The sequence below is a fragment of the Ruegeria sp. genome, assembly GCF_965243365.1.
Lineage (GTDB): Bacteria > Pseudomonadota > Alphaproteobacteria > Rhodobacterales > Rhodobacteraceae > Ruegeria.
Genome location: NZ_CBDEUW010000002.1, coordinates 2,610,499 through 2,628,861 on the forward strand (window position 1 = coordinate 2,610,499; position 18,363 = coordinate 2,628,861).

Annotated in this window: 20 protein-coding genes and 1 tRNA gene; 15 read left to right on the forward strand and 6 right to left on the reverse strand. The window is 56.1% G+C overall.

The window, feature by feature from the left end; genetic code table 11:
- Window positions 1–42 precede the first annotated feature (42 nt).
- The 4 genes from ACP0GE_RS16675 to ACP0GE_RS16690 form a co-directional block, all read right to left on the reverse strand.
- The gene (locus tag ACP0GE_RS16675; protein ID WP_424833036.1) at window positions 43–1,197 is read right to left on the reverse strand and encodes a carbohydrate ABC transporter permease; all 1,155 of its coding nucleotides are present in this window, start codon (window positions 1,195–1,197) and stop codon (window positions 43–45) included.
- Window position 1,198: 1 nt separating this feature from the next.
- The gene (locus ACP0GE_RS16680) at window positions 1,199–2,221 is read right to left on the reverse strand and encodes a carbohydrate ABC transporter permease (RefSeq protein WP_424833037.1); all 1,023 of its coding nucleotides are present in this window, start codon (window positions 2,219–2,221) and stop codon (window positions 1,199–1,201) included.
- Window positions 2,222–2,287: 66 nt separating this feature from the next.
- Window positions 2,288–3,499 (reverse strand): ABC transporter substrate-binding protein, encoded by a 1,212-nt coding sequence (locus ACP0GE_RS16685; RefSeq protein ID WP_424833038.1) that lies wholly within the window; start codon window positions 3,497–3,499, stop codon window positions 2,288–2,290.
- A 77-nt stretch (window positions 3,500–3,576) separates the two neighbouring features.
- Window positions 3,577–4,623, reverse strand: a complete 1,047-nt coding sequence (locus ACP0GE_RS16690; RefSeq protein ID WP_424833039.1) for an ABC transporter ATP-binding protein — start codon at window positions 4,621–4,623, stop codon at window positions 3,577–3,579.
- A gap of 248 nt (window positions 4,624–4,871) precedes the next feature.
- Here ACP0GE_RS16690 and ACP0GE_RS16695 point away from each other — a divergent pair, with 248 nt between their 5' ends.
- The 13 genes from ACP0GE_RS16695 (at window position 4,872) to ACP0GE_RS16755 (ending at window position 14,588) form a co-directional block, all read left to right on the forward strand.
- A complete protein-coding gene (locus tag ACP0GE_RS16695; RefSeq protein WP_424833040.1) occupies window positions 4,872–5,789 on the forward strand; it encodes an ester cyclase in 918 nt (305 codons plus the stop codon).
- Entirely contained in the window at window positions 5,786–6,658 is an 873-nt protein-coding gene (locus ACP0GE_RS16700; protein WP_424833041.1) for an amidohydrolase family protein, read from the forward strand. Before ACP0GE_RS16695 ends, ACP0GE_RS16700 begins: the two co-directional genes overlap by 4 nt.
- Window positions 6,659–7,009: 351 nt before the next feature.
- Window positions 7,010–7,085, forward strand: a tRNA-Thr gene (locus tag ACP0GE_RS16705).
- Between the two features lie 139 nt (window positions 7,086–7,224).
- Window positions 7,225–8,454, forward strand: coding sequence for a tyrosine-type recombinase/integrase (locus ACP0GE_RS16710; RefSeq protein ID WP_424833042.1), 1,230 nt, complete (start codon window positions 7,225–7,227; stop codon window positions 8,452–8,454).
- Between the two features lie 136 nt (window positions 8,455–8,590).
- Complete coding sequence (locus ACP0GE_RS16715) at window positions 8,591–8,824, forward strand: helix-turn-helix transcriptional regulator (RefSeq protein ID WP_424833043.1); 234 nt, start codon at window positions 8,591–8,593, stop codon at window positions 8,822–8,824.
- The gene (locus ACP0GE_RS16720) at window positions 8,824–9,339 is read left to right on the forward strand and encodes a hypothetical protein (protein WP_424833044.1); all 516 of its coding nucleotides are present in this window, start codon (window positions 8,824–8,826) and stop codon (window positions 9,337–9,339) included. Before ACP0GE_RS16715 ends, ACP0GE_RS16720 begins: the two co-directional genes overlap by 1 nt.
- Window positions 9,336–9,653: a hypothetical protein gene (locus ACP0GE_RS16725; protein ID WP_424833045.1), complete on the forward strand. Its 318-nt coding sequence runs from the start codon at window positions 9,336–9,338 to the stop codon at window positions 9,651–9,653. The genes ACP0GE_RS16720 and ACP0GE_RS16725 overlap by 4 nt, the downstream gene beginning before the upstream one ends.
- 882 nt (window positions 9,654–10,535) lie before the next feature.
- Window positions 10,536–10,805 carry a hypothetical protein gene (locus ACP0GE_RS16730; RefSeq protein ID WP_424833046.1) on the forward strand — a complete coding sequence of 90 codons (270 nt, stop codon included), beginning with the start codon at window positions 10,536–10,538 and terminating at the stop codon, window positions 10,803–10,805.
- Window positions 10,802–12,166 carry a DUF4055 domain-containing protein gene (locus ACP0GE_RS16735; protein ID WP_424833047.1) on the forward strand — a complete coding sequence of 455 codons (1,365 nt, stop codon included), beginning with the start codon at window positions 10,802–10,804 and terminating at the stop codon, window positions 12,164–12,166. The genes ACP0GE_RS16730 and ACP0GE_RS16735 overlap by 4 nt, the downstream gene beginning before the upstream one ends.
- Window positions 12,167–12,169: 3 nt before the next feature.
- Window positions 12,170–12,811 (forward strand): hypothetical protein, encoded by a 642-nt coding sequence (locus ACP0GE_RS16740; RefSeq protein WP_424833048.1) that lies wholly within the window; start codon window positions 12,170–12,172, stop codon window positions 12,809–12,811.
- Between the two features lie 121 nt (window positions 12,812–12,932).
- Window positions 12,933–13,313, forward strand: coding sequence for a hypothetical protein (locus ACP0GE_RS16745; protein ID WP_424833049.1), 381 nt, complete (start codon window positions 12,933–12,935; stop codon window positions 13,311–13,313).
- A gap of 86 nt (window positions 13,314–13,399) precedes the next feature.
- Window positions 13,400–13,909, forward strand: coding sequence for a hypothetical protein (locus ACP0GE_RS16750; RefSeq protein WP_424833050.1), 510 nt, complete (start codon window positions 13,400–13,402; stop codon window positions 13,907–13,909).
- Window positions 13,896–14,588: a terminase large subunit domain-containing protein gene (locus ACP0GE_RS16755; protein ID WP_424833051.1), complete on the forward strand. Its 693-nt coding sequence runs from the start codon at window positions 13,896–13,898 to the stop codon at window positions 14,586–14,588. The genes ACP0GE_RS16750 and ACP0GE_RS16755 overlap by 14 nt, the downstream gene beginning before the upstream one ends.
- A gap of 108 nt (window positions 14,589–14,696) precedes the next feature.
- On the opposite strand, the gene ACP0GE_RS16760 is transcribed toward ACP0GE_RS16755, so the two are convergent.
- Window positions 14,697–16,529, reverse strand: coding sequence for an IS1634 family transposase (locus ACP0GE_RS16760; RefSeq protein ID WP_424830354.1), 1,833 nt, complete (start codon window positions 16,527–16,529; stop codon window positions 14,697–14,699).
- Between the two features lie 281 nt (window positions 16,530–16,810).
- Here ACP0GE_RS16760 and ACP0GE_RS16765 point away from each other — a divergent pair, with 281 nt between their 5' ends.
- Window positions 16,811–17,527, forward strand: coding sequence for a hypothetical protein (locus ACP0GE_RS16765; RefSeq protein WP_424833052.1), 717 nt, complete (start codon window positions 16,811–16,813; stop codon window positions 17,525–17,527).
- Window positions 17,528–17,539: 12 nt separating this feature from the next.
- Here the strand turns inward: ACP0GE_RS16765 and ACP0GE_RS16770 are convergent, their stop codons facing one another.
- Window positions 17,540–18,019 (reverse strand): hypothetical protein, encoded by a 480-nt coding sequence (locus ACP0GE_RS16770; RefSeq protein WP_424833053.1) that lies wholly within the window; start codon window positions 18,017–18,019, stop codon window positions 17,540–17,542.
- A gap of 84 nt (window positions 18,020–18,103) precedes the next feature.
- Here ACP0GE_RS16770 and ACP0GE_RS16775 point away from each other — a divergent pair, with 84 nt between their 5' ends.
- A complete protein-coding gene (locus tag ACP0GE_RS16775; RefSeq protein WP_424833054.1) occupies window positions 18,104–18,250 on the forward strand; it encodes a hypothetical protein in 147 nt (48 codons plus the stop codon).
- Window positions 18,251–18,363: the final 113 nt, after the last annotated feature.

Sequence of the window (18,363 nt, forward strand, 5' to 3'; positions counted from 1 at the left end):
CCGGATGGCGTGACATCGCGTCGTGTCTTGCGTTTTTGCTCATCAGCCTTTCACCGCCCCTGCGGTCAGGCCGCTGACGATCTGGCGCTGGAATATCAGGACCAGAAAAATCAAAGGCGCCGTGATCGATACCGCTGCGGCCACGGCGACGACCTGATCGGTTGTTGTGGTCTCGCGGTTAAACATGCCGACGATGGCAGGCACCATTGTCTGGTTCTGCGCATCCAGCAGCAGCGCCGTGACGAGAAAATCGTTGTAGGCCAGTAAGAAGCTGAACAGCCCTGTGGTGATCACACCCGGCCACATCACCGGCATGATGACACGGCGAAAGGCTTGAAAATGGCTACATCCATCCACACGGGCAGCCTCATCCAGTTCTGCCGGGATGTTCTGAAAGAACGAGCGCAGCATCCAGATGGTGAAAGGCTGGTTGATGGCGACCAGCACCGCGATTACAGCGAAAGGCTTACCGTAGAGTGTTGGTGCGTTCTCACCAAGGATCGGGGCCAGCCACTCGGCAGAGTTGATGAAGACCGGCAAGTAGCCTGCCACGAGCACCGAATGTGGCAACGCGCGAAAGACCAGCGCGACAATCAAGATCCAGAACGCCAAGGTTGAACCCGAGCGTGCCAGACCATAACCCGCCAGCGTGCCTACAGTCAGCGAAACTGTCACCACGCCAGTGGTCACGATCAATGAGTTCTTAAAGTTGTTCGAAAACCCACGGTCGATCCAGACAGTTTTGTAGTGTTCAGTCGTTAGGCCCAGAACATCCCGCCCTAAAGGTCCAAACCACGGGTTCAGTACATTCAGAACGGTTGGCAGGACAACAAAGAACACCACTAGAAAGCCTAAAAGGACGACCAGCACGCCAACGACCCATCCGAACCATTCCCCTCCGGGCTTCGAGTAAGATTTTACCATCGAAGGCAGGGTTTTGGTGGCAATCACTATTGTCGCCCAGATCACTGCAACGCCCAGGACGATATCCAGCAGCGAGAGACCTTTACCGCCTCCCAGTGTGGTTGGACCAAAGATCACATTCAGCGCATTGCTGTCAAAGGCATCGACCGGTGATTTGAAACTCATTACGACGATCCAGAAGATCGGGAAAGCCGCGATCAGACACCAAAGCGCCAGAAAGATATTTGAGGTCAGCCGCAGGCTGAAAGGTTGGCGAAGCGCGCGCGAGGACATTTCAGTGACCCCCTTTATGATCGCGCCACGTGCGGCGCAGAGGCAGAATAAGAAGGATGACGACGCCAATCATAGTCAGCATCGAGTTTGCCGAAGCCCGGCTGATTGACCGGTTGCCCGCCTGATCTGGTGTTAGGTAGTCAAACGTCAGCCACTGCAGCGAGATCACGTACCCTTGGCTGGAGAAGCCGACAATTTCTTCAAAGACGCGGTAGCTGTCCATCAGGTGGATCATCGCAACAAAGATGATCAATGGCATCAGATGCGGGATGACGATGTACTTTAAGCGCTGCCAGCGCGTAGCTCCATCAATGACGGCGCTTTCAAGGCTGTCCTGATTGACCGTTTGCAGACCGGCATAAAAGATGATCGCCGCGAATGGTGCCACGTGCCAGACGCGGTAGAGCATCATAAGGATTTCAATCGTCCACGCTTGAGCGAACAGGGCAATGTCGCGGTTCAACCACCATTCCATCATTGCGGTTAGGATGCCGTCGCCTCGGAACAGCCAATTGATGGACAGCACACCAATCACAGGCGTGATGATGAATGGCAGCAACGAGACGAAGATAACCGGCCCGCGGATCGACCGCGCCGCATTGTTGATCAGGAGTGCGATCCCAAGCCCGCAACCGACGACCAGCGGCAAGGTAATAAGAGTGAATGTCAGGGTGAACCGCAGGGCCTTCCAGAAATTGATTGTAGACAGAACATGCCAACTGCCATCGCTGATTGCACGCCATGCCCGTTCTGGCTCTAGCACGTTCCTGTAGCTCTGCAGCCCTACGTATTGGGTTTGCGTGATGACCTCGCCATGCTCGTCCAGAATGGGCTGCGACACTTGCTCGGTCACGCAGGTTTGCGTCAAAAAGCCGGGGGTGCAGGTTTCCTTTTCCACGATCTCATAGATTGGCTGAGTGACATAGAAGCTTTGTTTGAACACGCTAACCAGTGGGAACGCGATAAAGAGAAGCATCATAAAGACAGAGGGGCCGACAAAAGCGGCAAATGTCCGGAAATTCATGGCTCTGCCTTTCTCATGTTTCTCGCAGGAAGGTGCAGGAGGGCCGGAGCCCTCCCGCGGGGAGGGTCAGTTGCTAATCAGACCGGCCTCTGTCGCGGCAGTGATGTAGTCTGCCTCGATATCAGCCAGAGTGGTCTGGGCATCTTTGGCGCCCGTCAGGTAGTCGGCCAGGCCGTTCCCCAGCGAAGTGTGCATGATGCCCATCGGACCTGAGGCCGGATAGGCCTTTGCCCCCGCCTCGGCAGATGCAGCTGCACCTGCGGCCAGGGCGCCAGCGCTATATGCCGGGCTCAACCAGACCGCGACATCGTTGTTGGCGCTGACCATGTCACCATCCATGCCTTCCAGCGCAACGCGGAAGGCGGCGTCAGCCTCTTCATCGGTCATATTGGCTGCCAGCACGATGCCGTCCCACCAGATCGTGGTGGCCGGAACAGCCGAACCAACTGGGGCTGCGGCCATGGTTACCTTGCCAACCACCTGGCTTTCAGCCTCGTCATTCATCGCGGCCGCGCGGCTGGCCCACAGGTTCGCCATGGCGATTTTACCCTGCTGGAACTGCTGCTGAACGTAGGTCGAGTCTGAAACCAGATATTCCGGATCCATGTACTCGGTCATGGCTTTCATTGTCTCAAGCGCGGCCACACCCTGTTCGTTGTTGATCGCTGGCATATTGCCGTCGCCAAAGAAAGACCCGCCTTCGCCCAGATACATGTTGACGAATTCCTGACCCAGGTTCCAACCGGTCTTGAACGTGCCGCCAATCGGGTAATCCATCATACCGGCGTCTTTTATCTTGGCAGCGGCGGCCAGGACATCGTCATAGGTCTTGGGTTCATCAATACCCAACTCGGCCAGAACGTCATCGCGGTACATCAGATGTTGCGCGTTGACCATCATCGCGATGGCCATGGTCTTGCCGTCCACTTTGATCAATTGGTTCGGCAACAGGTCCTGACCATATTTATCAACCAGATCGTCAAGCGGGCGGATTGTGCCCGCATTCAAAAGCGGTACCAGAGTGGCGTTTGATACGCCGCCAATCTGATAAAGCGCTGGATCTGCTGCGAAGGCCTCCGGCTGTTTTTCGCGGAATTCCTGATCCAGCGAAGCGCTGAAGTTGCCACATTCCGCCATCGCGTCAGTGACGGCTTTCCACGCTTCGAAGCCTGCTGATAACGACTTCAGAGGTACGTCATTTTCAAAGGCGCAATCTGCCCATGCGCCGCTGGCGGCGATGGACATGGCACCTGCCATGAGGATCGTCTTGAGTTTCATGCGTTTCTCCCTGTCGGATCGGTCCGTCGTCGACGTCCGGACCGGTGTTAAGCCCGTGCGGGCTGTTTGTGGGGCTGTTACTCCCCGATCCGCGCACCGCTTCCAGCTTCGAAGAGGTGACAGATTTCTGTCGGCACCGAGAATGAGACTGTCTCGCCAATATCGGCGCGAAATGCCTTGTCCGCCTTGACCGAGACCAGCGCACCACCGACCCGGACCGAAATCATCGTCGCGTCGCCCAAAAGCTCCAATGTGTAGATTGGTGCGGTGATTTGGCCCCGATTTTCGGCAACGTTGGCGTCTTCGGCGCGAAAACCCAAAGTCATTGGGCCATCAGGAGCGTCCACCGGGATGGCCACATGTTCGGCTTGGAACACACCACCCGAAACCTGACCATCCATCAGGTTCATCGCGGGTGAGCCGATAAAACTGGCAACAAATGTATTCGCGGGCCGGTCATAGATTTCGGTTGGGCTGCCGACCTGCTGCACCACGCCTTGCTTCATGACAACCACGCGGTCAGCCAGTGTCATTGCCTCGATCTGGTCGTGGGTCACATAGATCGTGGTTACGGCCAGTTCGTGACTGAGGTTCTTGATCTGCGCGCGGGTTGACACGCGCAGTTTGGCGTCCAGATTGGACAGCGGTTCATCCATCAAAAACACGTTGGGTTCCCGCACGATAGCGCGGGCCAGCGCTACGCGCTGGCGTTGGCCACCCGACAATTCCGCAGGTTTACGGTGCAGGAAGTCGTCCAGCTCAACCATCGCGCTGGCCCGGCGAATCTTCTCGTCATGCGTCGAGGGTTCTATTCCGCGAACCTTTAGAGGGAAGCGGATATTTTCATAGACGTTCATGTTCGGATAAAGCGCGTAACTCTGGAAAACCATCGCTACATCCCGGTCCTTGGGCTCAAGGTCGTTGACCACTTTGCCGTCGATCAAAACCTCGCCTTCGGTCACATCCTCAAGCCCTGCAATCATCCGCATGGTTGTTGTCTTGCCACATCCGGAAGGGCCGAGAAGCACCAGAAACTCTCTGTCCGCGATGGTCAGGTCGAAATTATGGACCCCTACAAAAGAGCCCCAGCGCTTGCCGACATTGCGCAGTTGAATTTCCGCCATGATGCCCCCGGTATGGAATCGCTTTGCATACGTTTGCAAAACTGTAATCTGCGCTCATCAATTCTGGCAAGACATTTTTGCATACGTATGCAAAAATGAAAAAATACAGTGAATCATTATCTGGAGAAGGCAGGCGTAACGTGCTGCAAAAAAATGGAAATTCAGCGAGCTTTGAGGCTGAGAAACAGCTTGTGTCTTCGTTTTACGAGGATCTCAGCAGTGCGAGTGGCGCAGAGCTGACAGGGGTCATGCGCCGATTCTGTGCTCCGGATCTGTTATGGCGCGGCTTTCATCCGTTCAATGAAGTTCTGGGGGCAGCTCAGGTGGCTAATGACTTCTGGCAGCCGCTAAACCATAGTCTGAAGCGTCTTCAGCGTCGGCAGGACATATTCTTTGCCGGAAAGAACTCATTGACCGAGGATGCAGGTGTCTGGGTGGTGTCCATGGGGCACCTGATGGGCCTGTTCGATGCGCCTTGGCTGGGTATTCGGCCAACCGGGAAGCTGGCCTTTCTTCGCTATTGCGAATTCAACAAAGTGTCTGGTGGCAAAATCTCCGAGACAGCCATGTTCTTCGATATTCCCCATCTGATGGCACAGGCTGGCCAAAACCCATTTCCACCTCAGACGGCCGCTCATTTGGTCCAACCTGGCCCCATAACCAATGATGGGATTCTGACGAAGGATGCGCCACCGGAAGAAGGTGAGCGCACACTCGCCTCGATCAACGCCATGATTTCAGACCTGGGGCGGTGGGATAGTGGTCTGTCGTTGACGGACGAATTGGCCCGAACATGGAATGAAGACATGATTTGGTGGGGCCCCGAAGGGATCGGTGCGACCTATACAATCGAACGATATGCGCATCAGCATGCGGGCCCATTTCGGGCCGCGTTTCGGGAAAGGTCAAAAACCCGCCACATCTGTCGTTTGGCCGAAGGGCACTACGGTGGTTTCTTCGGGTGGCCGAATTTTACCGCCATTCCCACCGGGGGCTTCATGGGGATGCCTGCAACAGGGGTCAAAGGCGAGTTTCGCGTCATCGATATTTACCGTCGGGCGGGCGACAAGCTGGCTGAAAACTGGATATTTATCGATTTGCTGCATTTCTGGAAACAGCAGGGTGTCGATATTCTGTCGCGTACGACTGGAATCGAAACGCCATGAAAATCGATGCGCATCATCATTTATGGAACCTGAGCGAAGTGTACTATCCTTGGCTGATGGAAAAGGGTGCCCTGCGCTTCTTTGGGGATCCCACTCCGATTCAGCGCGACTATCTGCTGCAAGAGTTTCGTAAAGATGCCGAATCCGAGGGATTTACCGCATCGGTTCACATTCAGGTCGGCGCTGCCGATCCGTGGGCCGAAGCGCAATGGGTGCAATCTGTTGCCGATCAAACTCCGGATTGGCCGTTGGTACAGGTTGCTTTCTGCGATCTGACTTCGGATGATCTGACGGCACAGTTGGACCGGTTGCAAACGCTGTCTTCACTGCGAGGCGTTCGCCAGATTATTGGCCGCTCGCCGGACGAAGACAATCAAACGGGCACCAATTCATTGCTTGAAGACCCTAGATTCCTGGCTGGTCTTCAACAGTTGGGAGAGCGCAATCTCTCTTTCGATCTTCAGCTACTGCCGGGGTTGATGGAACAAGCCGTATCGGTTTTGCAGCAAGCGCCGGAAACCAAGGTGGCCTTGTGCCACGCCGGTTCGCCGCATGATCGTTCGGATACCGGGTTGGAAAACTGGAAGGTATCGCTGAAATCCTTGTCCGAGCTGCCACAGGTTTATTGCAAGCCGTCGGGTCTTGGGATGTTTGATCTTGGTTGGAGCGTGGACAGCGTGCAACCTGTTGTGGAAACGTGCCTCTCTCAGTTCCGAGCGGATCGCTGCATGTTCGGATCCAACTTCCCGGTCGACAGTCTGTACTCCAGCTATGAAGACTTGTGCGCAAGACATGTGGAACTCGTTCCTGAAGAAGATCATGCGGACGTGTTCTGCGGATCGGCGCGGCGATTCTACGAATTCGATTAGAGCACTGGAATGGCCAGCAGAGTCGTGGTCTTCGGATATTCGACCGGGTTAAACTTTGGTGCGAATATGAGTTGCCCGAAACAAGGGTATTGGACATGATTTGCGATGCGTTAACACGCGCTTTTCTTGGGGTAGGGGCGCGCCCTGAGCGGGGAATGGAAAGGCGTAAATTAGCGGGTTGCAGGGCAGAAACTTTTATCCTATACGCCTGCCTATCCAGTGAGACGCAGGCCGGAGATTGCTTAGAAGGCACTCCAAAATACGTCTCAGCTTTCGATGCAGAGCGTCACAAAATTGGATCCCGAGAATGTTCTGGATCAGGTTCCAATGACGCAGATAAGCATGGAAAGTGCCCCTATAGCTCAGCTGGTAGAGCAACTGATTTGTAATCAGTAGGTCCGCGGTTCGAGTCCGTGTGGGGGCACCACTTAAACACCAGTCAAACACCGGCAAAATAAGATGTTTCCTCAATTACTTGAGGTGCAATCTTAATCTTCGGTTGGGTTTGATTATGGTTAGAACGTATCATGAACCTTGTAACGAAACGGTCATTACAAGGACATGGTATGCCGCAGATTAAGTTCACGGATTCGACACTCAAGTCGCTGTCCACAACCAAGACAACATGGTTCTCAGATCCGTCCTGCAAGGGGTTGCGCCTCTGCGTGACCAAGAGCGGCGTCAAAACTTGGTACGTCACCAAGTGGGATTCTGGCGCGCAAAAGACGCGGTCGGTCAAGCTGGCGCAGTGGGCGAGCAAAGGCGCGCATTGTGCTTGGGCAAAGAAGCAGATGGGCGCGACGCTGCTCGACATTCACGAAGGCAATGTGCTGACAAAGGATGAGCGCGAAACTCAGAAGGCGGCTCTTGGCATCCCGACATTCGAGGAAGCTCTGAAACAGTACATCGAGCACCGCACCAGCGAGCGGGCATCGGGCAAGGCTCCGATGATTGAAGATACTGCAAAGGATTACAGGAATGTATTCAAGCTGCATTTCACTATGTGGACGGATACGCACGTAGATGATCTGCCGATCCTTGAGATCAATCAGTACCTGAATACTTTACAGTTGACGTGTCCGCATGGCGCGCGAACAGCCTCTGTATTGGCCGGCGCAATTGTTCGCTTCGTCAATCGCCTGTGCGCCTTGACGCTGCCAATTCCATCGCTCTTGGACAACACCAAAATCAAAAGCCGGGTTGAAACAGGGAAGCTCGATATGTCTGTGCCATGGGCTGATCGCTGGGCCGAGATTGAGCAAATACCAAACGAACATATCCGCCTTTGGTGGATGCTGACTTGGTATACGGGGTTCCGTCAGAAAACATTCCGGGCTCTGACATGGGATAACGTCGATCTCAATACTGGCACGGTAACTTTTGCGCGTAGCAAGCACACATTTAATCGAACAATTGCCGTGTCGGATGATGCGCTCAAGCTTCTAAAGCGCTTACATGAAATCCGATATGACGATTGCGACTGGGTGTTTCCGTCCCGGCGCATCATCGGCGACAAGCGTAAACACCTTGGCCAGATAGATGGGCTTGAACTGACCAATCCCGGTGACCTGCGGCATTTCTGGATGACGGCGGCGCGCGAGGTTTGCCCGCGTCATGTACACCGCTGGCTTGCCCAGCAGACGCTGACAGACAATGACCTGCGCATGCTCGGGCATTATGGTGAACCGAGCTTTGATGAGCAGAAGCGCGGCGCTGACGCGATTGCAGAGGCGATCAATAAGCAGCTTCAGAATACACCTTGCAATGTTGTTGAAATTGGTCGAACGGGCACTTAATTTACAAACATCAACGGAGTAGCGATGCGGCAGCGCTGAACTGTGACCTGCGGGGACAGATAGGCACGCGACAGCACGCAGAGAAATGAACCGCCCAGATAGGGCTTTCCTGCAATCGCCTACCGTTGAGGTTATCATGACAATCGACGAACTCGGTCAGCAGTTGGCTGACTTGCGCGTGGATATGGTCCGCGCAAACCCACCCCAAGTAATGAACCCAGAAGAAGCGGCGACGTTTCTCGGTGTCACAACGGAAACGCTGTTCCGCTGGCGCAAAGACGCCTTTGGTCCGCCTTATTCGCAACCGACAAGCCGGGTAGTTCGCTACCTGCGTGATGATGTGGTCGCATGGATGCGGGAGCAGGGCTAATGATCACCAAGATTGAATTGCACGAAGATGGTGAGAGCTGCGATGTATACACAGAAGATGGTTTTGTCGTTTCAATGAGAGTCGCCGCCGCTCGGGCCAAAACCCGATTCGAGCGCGCATATACTCAGCAGACAAACCGCTTTTGGATGTATCGCGGTGATCACAAGGCGCTGGTCGAACCGCTGCTGCGCAACGCCGAGACACGGTGTCCTGTGACAGGTCATTGGCGTGCAACTCGAAACTGGGCTCTCGACTATTGTCGCGAAAACCATCTGGATCGTGGTCTAGACGACGCGAAGTTCCTTTCAGGCGCGGCATTGTTCGAGCATGGCCAGTATATCGTGCAACGTAAATCACTGCTCTCGAACGCGCGGGAACACGGTTTCTGTGGGCATGACCAACGCTTTAGCAAAGACCTAAAGGCAGCAGGGTTGAAACCCCGGAAACCTACAACGATTGCCAACACGTCAGTGAGGCCTTGGGTGCTTGATTTGTCCGAGGAGGAACTCGCATGATTACGCGCGAATGGGTTCTTGAATACTGCCACCAGAACCATTGTCTGCGTTCGCGTGGGCTAAAGGACGCGCCGTTCCATCAAGGAGCGGCGTTGTTCGATGGTGAGCGGTACTTCGTTAAGTGGGCACCTTTGAAGGCGGGCGCCAGAGCGGCTGGTTGGTCAGGATCGGCGGCTGAGTTCGCAAAGGCATTGCGCGCGGTCGGTATGGTGTCGAGACAGAACACGACGGTGGCAAAAAGACAGTGTCGCCCGTGGGTGCTGGAACTGACGGAACAGGAGAAACAGGCGGTCCAGTGTGAACCGTGTGGTTAGAAAACTGCGTTACGCGTGCGCGCACACAACGCGTACGCGCGTGTACTGCTCGTTTTCGGGAGCGATGCCCTGTGTTTTGTGCGGTTTCTGCGGTTTTGGGTAGTATCACCTTGGTTTCAGGTGGTTTTTCCGACGCTACAGGAGCACCAAAGTTTGACCACAGGCAAAAGTGCGTGCGGTCCCGTGTCCAGAATGCTTGGCAGCAGTGATCAGTAAGGCGGTTTTGTTTGACGCCTCACGCGTGCGTACGCGAAGAGATCGCCAAATCCTGGGATTAACGTGCCCATCTGGGTATGGGCGCATCTCTGCACATATGTCCCTGACTCCCGGCGGAAGTCCGTCATCTGCGCACAATTGGCTACAGCAAGTGATATTCTATCACTCAATCTGATCATCCAACCGTTTGAACTCGCAGCAAAATCCCGCTCGCATTCCTTGTGACAATCCTTGTAACGACGTATTCGACTGGTTTATCGCGGTCAACTGCCTCGACCACCCCCTTTTCTCTGAGCCAGCGGCGGTGACCCGGGGGAAGACAGAAGATCACAATTTCCACGTTTACCCTGCGCCCTTCAAACCCAAGTCACGCCCCTGACTCATAAATCCATCGTCTCAATCGCTCTACTCAACGCTGACGCCCATAGCGCGCATTTCCCCCACCATCATGCCCGACGCCCCAAAACTCCGCCTCTCTGACGCGCTCTGCGAGTCCTAAATTCTCCCCAGTTGTACCTAAACTTCCGGTCGCGCGCTCAATTCTGAGTTGCAATAACGAATTGCGAGTGTTTCGCGCCGGGTGGGTGCTCGCTGACCAGAAGCTGCTTCCTGTCCTTGTCGGCTTCGCCTTTCAAACCCGCCCGGCATTCAACCGGGGAGCCCCCAATGCAAGAATTTCAGATCGTCGAAAGCCCGGAGGGTTGCCGACTTGTGGGTAACGACATCCACACATCCACACATCTGCCTCTACCGATCTCGCCCGAAGATGCGAAAGCCCTGATCCTCGCGGTGTTTAAATCGGACGACGACCAACATGGCTGCGAGTTTCACGGAGTTCTGGCCGACTCGACCGCGAACGGAGTTCGCATTCGTCAAGTCGGAAAAGACGCTTGGTTCGAAATTCCATGGAAGTTGGTCCTGCGTGAACTCACATGAAAATTTACCACCGCTCATACCACGACCGCCGGATCGAATATGACAAAATCCGCGATGTGATCGAAGGCGAAGATCGCCTGAAAAAGCAGGGCGAGATTTATTTGCCCCGACCCGAAGGCATGACTCAATCGCAGTTCACGCGCTACCTCACCGGCGGTTCCTTCTACGCCGTTGCGGAACGCACACTGCGTGGTCTCGTTGGCGCGGCAACGCGCAACGCCCCGGTGATCGAGTTGCCAACCCGGCTCGAACCGATGCGGGATACCGCGACGTTCGAAGGCAATTCGATCACCACCCTGATTGACGATACCCTGCGCGAGGTGATGTCCATCGGACGCCGTGCACTGGTCCTCGACTATCCGCAGGAGGGGGCCGCGCCTGCCTCCGCCCCCTTCATTTCGACCTTCGATGCGGAGTCGATTCTGGACTGGCGCAATGAACTGGTCGAGGGGCGTCAAAAGCTGACCTATCTGCGCCTGCATGAGGATGATGCCGAACTCGAAGATAGCGGCGTGGAACAACACCTCGTCCTGACACTCGACCCTGTCTACACGGTGCGGCGTTACCACGTGACGCGCGATGCCCAAACCCAGAAGACCCACGAGGTTGAAATCCACGAGCCGATTACGCCGGTGGTGAACGGCAAGCATCTGGACCATATCCCGGCGGTTGTCATCTCGCCCTACAACCTAAAAGTCGATGTGGAAAAGCCGCCGTTCCTCGACCTCGTGAACGTCAACCTGGCTCACTGGCGCGTGTCGGCTGACTACTATTGGTCGCTGTTTTTGACATCCCAACCGACACCTTGGATCGCGGGCAGCATCAACGAGGCGAACAAACCGCAGCAAATCGGTAGCGGTGCGTTTTGGGTTCTGCCGCAAGGCGCGACCGCAGGAATGCTGGAATTCACGGGCGCAGGTATTGCTGCGCAGAAGACGGCTTTGGACGACCTAACGGCCCAGATGGCAACGCTCGGTGCGCGGATGGTTTATGACGGGAAAGGTCGCAATGAGACGACCGACACAGCCAAGCTGCGCCATCGGTCGGAATTGTCGCTGCTGCATTCGTCGGTCGTCATGGTCGAAGAAGGCATTCGTAAACTCCTGAAACTGGCCGCCGAATGGACCCATCCGGGCACCGCAGATCAGGTCAAAGTGTTCCTACACCGCGATTTTGTCACGGCCCAGATGGACCCTGCGGTCTTAACCGCTCTGCTTAAGTCATGGCAGGCGGGCGCAATCTCGCACGACACGTTCCTGATGAACCTCAAGAAGGGCGAACTGATGGATGTGAACCGCACCCTCGACGACGAGAAAGACATGATCGACGAGGACGAAACCATCCTGCCCGGAGTGACGTAACCCATGATGGAGACGGCAGACCCGACCTGTCAGACACCTACGTCACAACTAGCAGCGGCGGTCATCGTGAACGCCCTGCTTGACCTGCTTAATGTCGCCGGGGCTACATCCCAGCTAAACGAAAAAGATAAGCGTGACACCATCGCCTTTCTCACGAACAAAGCCGGTGAATGGGCGCAGTCGCGCCGCGACTGGTGCGATATGGCAGGGCTTAGGGAAGCCCAACTGCGGCAGCGGGTTGTTGCATTCCTAGAGGGCAACGACGCGCTGCTGGCGGCAATGTTCGATGTTTCTAGACCGCGCGGTGACAAAGCCAAGATGCGGGAAAAGGGCGCTGCACAATCGCGTGCTATATGGCGGGAGATGAACTCGCGGCCACCAGCGCCCAAACGCATCAAGCGACCTGATCCCCAACCCGTCCAATTGCCACGCATCAAAAAGACCCTGACCCAAGACGTGCTTCTGCACGCTCTCAAAGACGAATCCCTGACCATCCGGCAGCTTGTGTTCGCCACAGACGGTGATTTCGATACGACAACGATCCGTGTGCATCTTGATCGGTTACAGCGCCTTGGGCTTGTCGAGAAGCTGGGTCCTGAATGGCAAGTTGTACCTAAACTTCCGGTTGCGGCCTGCGCCGGATAGGGGCCAGCCTCAAGGAGCATGATGTGGGCCGGGGGCTCGCTGTGCTCCCTATTTCGATGAAAAGGAGCGAGGCGGGTTTGTGATCTTCCCGTCTCGCTTTTTTCCGTATTGGAGCATAGCAATGGCAGACAGCAACGACGATCAGGCAGCAAAACTGATCGAATCCCTCTCCGGTAAAATGGTTGAGGCAATCCTTCCCAAAATCACGGAATCGGTCGAGGCCCAAATTCAGGGCGTCGTCAAAAAGAACGACGAACTGCTGGACGAACTCAAGCTGAAGAAATCGCAAGACGAAGTTGAGGCCACGAAGAAGCTGCTCGCGGGTCTTGAGGCCAAACAGCAGCAGGAACAGACCGACAAGAACGGCTTGCTGCAATTCGCGTCTGAGGGTCAGAACATCCGCCTGTCCAAAGCCGACGCGCGCGACCCGGTCAAGTATCGGTCAGCGAAGAAGCTGGCCGCCGACCGTGGCGTTGATCTTGAAATCGTTCGCGACGAATGAGCCGGGGTCAGCAGCATAAGCTCCTGAACCTGCCAGATAAGGTTCGGCAGGATGTCGTCCGAGATATCGTTCTCGGGCGGCGTTCCATGGATCGAGTCACGAAAGACCTGCAACGCGACCTCAAGTTCAAAATTTCGACCACATCAGTCAGCCGGTTCATGGCGCAGCATGTTGGCGAGGAAGAACGCCTTGGAATCTTGGCGCAGGCCGCACACGACGCCAAAATTGCCGACTTCAAAGCGCGCGGCGAGATGATCGACGAGTTCGGCGAAGACACCGACAAAGACCTGAAATGGGTTTTGCGCGAATTGAAATCGCTACTCCAAGACGCCAAAGACGACGACGAAAAGGCCATGCGCCTTGGTACGCTGAAAGAGCTACGGCAGTCGCTGATGGCTCTGGCTGACCTGCATGGCAAGTTGAACAAGAAGATGGACATCCATCTGAACCTCAATGAGAGCCCGCAGTTCATCCAACTGCGCCAGATCATCATGCGAGTTTTGGAAAACCACCCAGCGGCCAAGCATGACTTTCTGGGCGAAATGGACCGGATGGGCGTGATCAAGGAACCGGTTCTGATTGATGACCGCCCCTGATCCCCATCTCCTGTCTTTCCTGCAAGGGCTGACTGTATCGCTCGATCCAGTCGAGCGTTTCCGTCTTGCCATCGGTGAACCCGATCCGTGGCAGGTCGATCTGCTGCGATCAGATCCCCGTTTAAACGAGGCGGACAGGATGATCCTTGCCCTGTGTGGTCGACAGTCGGGCAAATCGACCACGGCAGGCGGTCTCGGTTACGATGACTTCTCACGCGGTAAAACGGTCATCCTAACGGCCCCGTCACTGCGCCAATCAACCGAGTTGTTCCGGCGCATTCTGGAATACAAGAATACCGATCCGTTCTGCCCGCCCATCGTGCGGCAGACCCAGACCGAACTGGAAGCACACCCCCGGCACGGTGGGCGGATCATCGTTGTGCCCGCGACCGATCAGGCGCGCGGTATGACAGCGGATACAATCATCGCAGATGAGGCGTGCTTTCTGGACGATGACGCATTGACCGCGTTCTTCCCAATGCGCCGTTCATCAGGCAGAATATTTCTTCTCTCAACCCCGAACATGCGGCAGGGGTATTTCTATGAGACATGGACATCCGCAAAGCGGGTGCGTCGCATCACAGCCCGGTCCATCGATATCCCGAGGCGTAAGGCGCAGGTCGAGTTTGACCGCGCAACGATGTCTGAGGCGACCTTTACCCAGGTTCAGCAAATTTGACATACACGGCTCCATAAGGTCATGATACAAAACGATTTTATTTTCGGAAAAGCCCGATATGGCACTACATTTTGTGCGTCAGGAGGTCGGTTGGAATGGCCTCGACCGTTACGGGTTTTTCAGTTTCCGGATACGCCTTTCAAGCGCGTATGGTACGCCCGCCGCCTTCGCAACCCCTGCCGCCACCGGGTCTGGCCGAGCGTCCGTTCTGACCTCGATCCGTGCGCCGTCGACGGAGGTGAAGGACGTGGTGGCCCGCTGCCAGCGACCGAGCTTGTTGCGCACAGAGGCCCAACTGTCGTGGACCCCCTGCGCAGCGAGACGGGTCCGGATGACATTGACGCCGTACAGCGCCAGCACCGCGATGAACAGATGGCCCTCGATCCGCCTGGACAGTTGGTGCCAGATCGGGCGCAAGCCGAGTTCAGACTTGAGCGTCTCAAACGTCGCTTCGAGTTCGGTCAAACGCCAGTAGGTGCGCACCGTCTTCTCAAGGCCCCATTCCGTGTGGCTGGTGCGCAGCACATAGAGGCCCGCGCGGGCATCGCGTGTATTGAATGCCGCATTGGGTACCCATGTCACCGCGCTGGCCTTGCCATCCGAACCCTTTGTGACGCGGATGTCATAATGCTGATTGACCATAGCGTAGCGTTCCCGCAAACGCCCGAGCCGCTCCAGAACCTTGTCGTATGTCTTGACGGAGCGCGGCTTGCTCAAGCCGTCGTGCAAGGCGGTAAGTTCTGCCTCAAAGGCGTCCCGCTTCTTGGCCAGAATGGCTTCATCACGCTCCTGTCGCGCCTGGCTCCAGATGCAGAGTTGCGCTTCGTTCTCAGGCTCGTGGGACAGGTTCCAGATCCGCGCCTCATGCCCCGATCTGGTCTCGATCGTTGCATCAGGATCCCGCGCGCCTGCAGCATCCGCCTGATCCGGCTTGACCCCACCCCGCCTGACCGTGATCCAATGATAGCCCCGGTTGCGCAGTTCGGCGAGGTTGTTTTCGGTAGCGATGCCTGCATCCATGATGACCGTGGGCTTGTCCTTGTCCTCCGGTGTGGCAAGGCTGTCCAGCGCCTCGAACAGCGTGCCGGGTTCGCTGACATTGCCGGGCAGAACGCTGGAGCGGCGCGGGAAGCCGCCCTCGTCGGTGGCCATCGCGAGCGTGACAAGAGGGCAGTCGTTCCGTTTCTGCTTGGAGCGTCCGAACCTGGCCAGATCGGACGCTGGACGCCCGGTCATGTAGGTGTTGGTCAGGTCATAGAAGATCACCGCACCGGAACTGCCGAACAACGTGCGCTGACGGTCAAACAGCGCGTCTTCGATGGCCTCGTGGTGTTTGACCAGACCGTCACTGAGACGATACAGCTTGTCGAGATAGAGCGCCGGCCCGGTATTGAGGCGCAGAAGTTCAAACGTGGCACTGTTGGTCTCCAACCATCGCAAAGTCTCCCGTTCGCTGGCGGGATGCACCATGCGCGCAATCACCAGCGCCATGGCGGTCCGGGCGTCTCGATCCGACAGGCCGACATTCTTGAGCACCCCAAGAAAGCCCAGAGCCTCCAGAGCGGCCAGGGCAAGTCGCTCACAGCCCACAGACCGCGCGTCTTCAATCTGTATGCTGTCGAGACGGATATTTGCTGTGCCGCCATCCAGGGCCTCGGCCGCCGACTGGACCAACGCGCGGCTGCGCAACTTCTGCACAATGGTATCCGCCATTGTCGCCAATTCCGGTTCAGGATCGAACAGAGGCGTTTCTCCCGTAATCCCCGCCTGAACGAGTTCGACCAGTTCGGGCCACTGCGATTTGGGGATCGGAAAGGCTGCTCCGAGGTTCAGGAGCGTCTTTTGTTGCACCTTGCGGCCCGTTCTAAAATTCTCGACCAACCGGACGGATCGGTAGCATTTGTCAGCGCGGCGGCGGGTCAGGGTCTCACGAATAAACATGTTCCTACATTAGGACCGCTGCACCCCACTGGGAATCCCGAAAAGCCCTCAGGAAGCACATTATGGCACCACTTCGAAAATCCAGAAACTCACCTCAACAAAATCAACGCTTTACCGGCCAGAAAGCGGCAATTTCGACCGATTTCAGCAAAAAGTGCGGAACTTGGGTTTAGACGGGAACACCTTTGCGAGTTCATCGGCTCTGGAACGCCGCTTGTCTCTTGGGAGGCGCTGGAAAAGGCATCTAACCCGCACGTCAAAGCACTGGAGCTTGTGTAACCATGACGAAGCCAGAATTCATCTTCCACAAAGACGGCACGGTCACGTTGCCATCGAATTCTGATCCGGCTGCTGCCGGAACACAAAAGCGCGGATGGGTTCGCCATCACGTCGGCATGGACCTTGGGCGTAATGACCCATCGGCAATCGTCGTCGTGCGGGACGAATGTTATCCACGGTTCACAGGGCGCGGCTTCGAACAGGAGTTGGGGCCACGACAGGCGACCGTCGTGTTCCAAGAGACGATCCAGCTTTACTCCTACACCGATCTCGCCGACTACCTCGCAAAACGCCTGCTCAAAATCCCGCACTGGACCCTGACTGTGGATGCTTCAGGCCTAGGACAGCCGTTTGCCTCTGTTCTGGACCTCGCTGGCATCGAACATCTGGGCGTCGTGATCACCGCAGGGGCAGCCATCACGCGCGACGGCAATACCGTCCGCTGTTCGAAGTCTCTGTTGGTAGAGAACCTAGCTGCCGGGATAGAGACGGGCGGATTGACGGTCGCCGATGATCTCGACGGCAAGCAGGATTTGATCAATGAGATCGCCTCTTTCGAGTTGACCACCACGTCCGCCGGAAACCTAGTGCTGGCTGGTGGCGGCAAAGGGCATCACGCTGACCGTGCTATCGCCGCCGCTCTTGCTTATCTCCGCGTGACGCATCTGGATGGCGGGTTCTTCGGATCAGTCGATTACACCCTACTAGGATGGGCGTGAAAAGCCGCGTCTCTAGTCGCCATCGCCGTCTTTGATACGCTGCTTGAAGCCCCAATGAGGCCGTTCCTGATCCATAGCGTTTAAACGGGCGCGGCGCACTCTGTGGTAGGCAGATTTGATCGTCTCGAACACGTCAGGATCGAGTTCGAATACTTCTACGTACTGCCATAGGGCGTCTTCGAGAGGTGCATCCTCCGACCGCATCCACTCGTCAACCCAATCGAAGATCAGTGCATAGTCGTGCTTTGACTTGGCACCAATAGGCTTGTGAGGCCGCGCGCGGAGAACAGGCACCTCGAGTTGGTGTGTCAGGGCAATTTCCAAATCGTCATGCGGATCGAACTCGTCGATCTTGTCCATGATACGCTGGAAGTACACGCGCACCCATTCCGGTGCGTCCTCCAGTTGGGACGACAGCACGGCCCACGCCATGAACGCGTCACCTTCCTCTTCTTTCAAGTTGAGGAAATCAGAATCCTGCTCAACTGACATCGACTCTCTCCTTTGCAAAAACGGTAGCACGCCAATAAGGCGGAACCCAACTCGGTAAGGAGTGAGAAACCGATGAATGAGAAAATGAAGCAATTACTGCGCGCAATTAGCGAAGACGGAAGCGTGTTTGCTGGTGAGATCGAGTATTACGACGAGGACGGCAACTGCCGAAATATTACTCTAATCACCACGGCAGGTGGCTCACCATTGTGGGTCGATGTGGTCGCATAATCGATGACATCGAGAACCTGTCAGCTGGGCCGCTGAACGTTCTCGGCTGATCGGAGTGTGCGGCAATATCAGCAGCTTAAACAGGCGGTGCAATAATGCGCCGTCTGTTTTTG

What these genes read in the sequence shown, in the direction of transcription:
- ACP0GE_RS16675 (WP_424833036.1), bottom strand. Translation starts at nt 1,197, where the DNA reads ATGTCCTCGCGCGCGCTTCGCCAACCTTTCAGCCTGCGGCTGACCTCA.
- ACP0GE_RS16680 (WP_424833037.1), bottom strand. Translation starts at nt 2,221, where the DNA reads ATGAATTTCCGGACATTTGCCGCTTTTGTCGGCCCCTCTGTCTTTATG.
- ACP0GE_RS16685 (WP_424833038.1), bottom strand. Translation starts at nt 3,499, where the DNA reads ATGAAACTCAAGACGATCCTCATGGCAGGTGCCATGTCCATCGCCGCC.
- ACP0GE_RS16690 (WP_424833039.1), bottom strand. Translation starts at nt 4,623, where the DNA reads ATGGCGGAAATTCAACTGCGCAATGTCGGCAAGCGCTGGGGCTCTTTT.
- ACP0GE_RS16695 (WP_424833040.1), top strand. Translation starts at nt 4,872, where the DNA reads ATGCGCCGATTCTGTGCTCCGGATCTGTTATGGCGCGGCTTTCATCCG.
- ACP0GE_RS16700 (WP_424833041.1), top strand. Translation starts at nt 5,786, where the DNA reads ATGAAAATCGATGCGCATCATCATTTATGGAACCTGAGCGAAGTGTAC.
- ACP0GE_RS16710 (WP_424833042.1), top strand. Translation starts at nt 7,225, where the DNA reads ATGCCGCAGATTAAGTTCACGGATTCGACACTCAAGTCGCTGTCCACA.
- ACP0GE_RS16715 (WP_424833043.1), top strand. Translation starts at nt 8,591, where the DNA reads ATGACAATCGACGAACTCGGTCAGCAGTTGGCTGACTTGCGCGTGGAT.
- ACP0GE_RS16720 (WP_424833044.1), top strand. Translation starts at nt 8,824, where the DNA reads ATGATCACCAAGATTGAATTGCACGAAGATGGTGAGAGCTGCGATGTA.
- ACP0GE_RS16725 (WP_424833045.1), top strand. Translation starts at nt 9,336, where the DNA reads ATGATTACGCGCGAATGGGTTCTTGAATACTGCCACCAGAACCATTGT.
- ACP0GE_RS16730 (WP_424833046.1), top strand. Translation starts at nt 10,536, where the DNA reads ATGCAAGAATTTCAGATCGTCGAAAGCCCGGAGGGTTGCCGACTTGTG.
- ACP0GE_RS16735 (WP_424833047.1), top strand. Translation starts at nt 10,802, where the DNA reads ATGAAAATTTACCACCGCTCATACCACGACCGCCGGATCGAATATGAC.
- ACP0GE_RS16740 (WP_424833048.1), top strand. Translation starts at nt 12,170, where the DNA reads ATGATGGAGACGGCAGACCCGACCTGTCAGACACCTACGTCACAACTA.
- ACP0GE_RS16745 (WP_424833049.1), top strand. Translation starts at nt 12,933, where the DNA reads ATGGCAGACAGCAACGACGATCAGGCAGCAAAACTGATCGAATCCCTC.
- ACP0GE_RS16750 (WP_424833050.1), top strand. Translation starts at nt 13,400, where the DNA reads ATGGATCGAGTCACGAAAGACCTGCAACGCGACCTCAAGTTCAAAATT.
- ACP0GE_RS16755 (WP_424833051.1), top strand. Translation starts at nt 13,896, where the DNA reads ATGACCGCCCCTGATCCCCATCTCCTGTCTTTCCTGCAAGGGCTGACT.
- ACP0GE_RS16760 (WP_424830354.1), bottom strand. Translation starts at nt 16,529, where the DNA reads ATGTTTATTCGTGAGACCCTGACCCGCCGCCGCGCTGACAAATGCTAC.
- ACP0GE_RS16765 (WP_424833052.1), top strand. Translation starts at nt 16,811, where the DNA reads ATGACGAAGCCAGAATTCATCTTCCACAAAGACGGCACGGTCACGTTG.
- ACP0GE_RS16770 (WP_424833053.1), bottom strand. Translation starts at nt 18,019, where the DNA reads ATGTCAGTTGAGCAGGATTCTGATTTCCTCAACTTGAAAGAAGAGGAA.
- ACP0GE_RS16775 (WP_424833054.1), top strand. Translation starts at nt 18,104, where the DNA reads ATGAAGCAATTACTGCGCGCAATTAGCGAAGACGGAAGCGTGTTTGCT.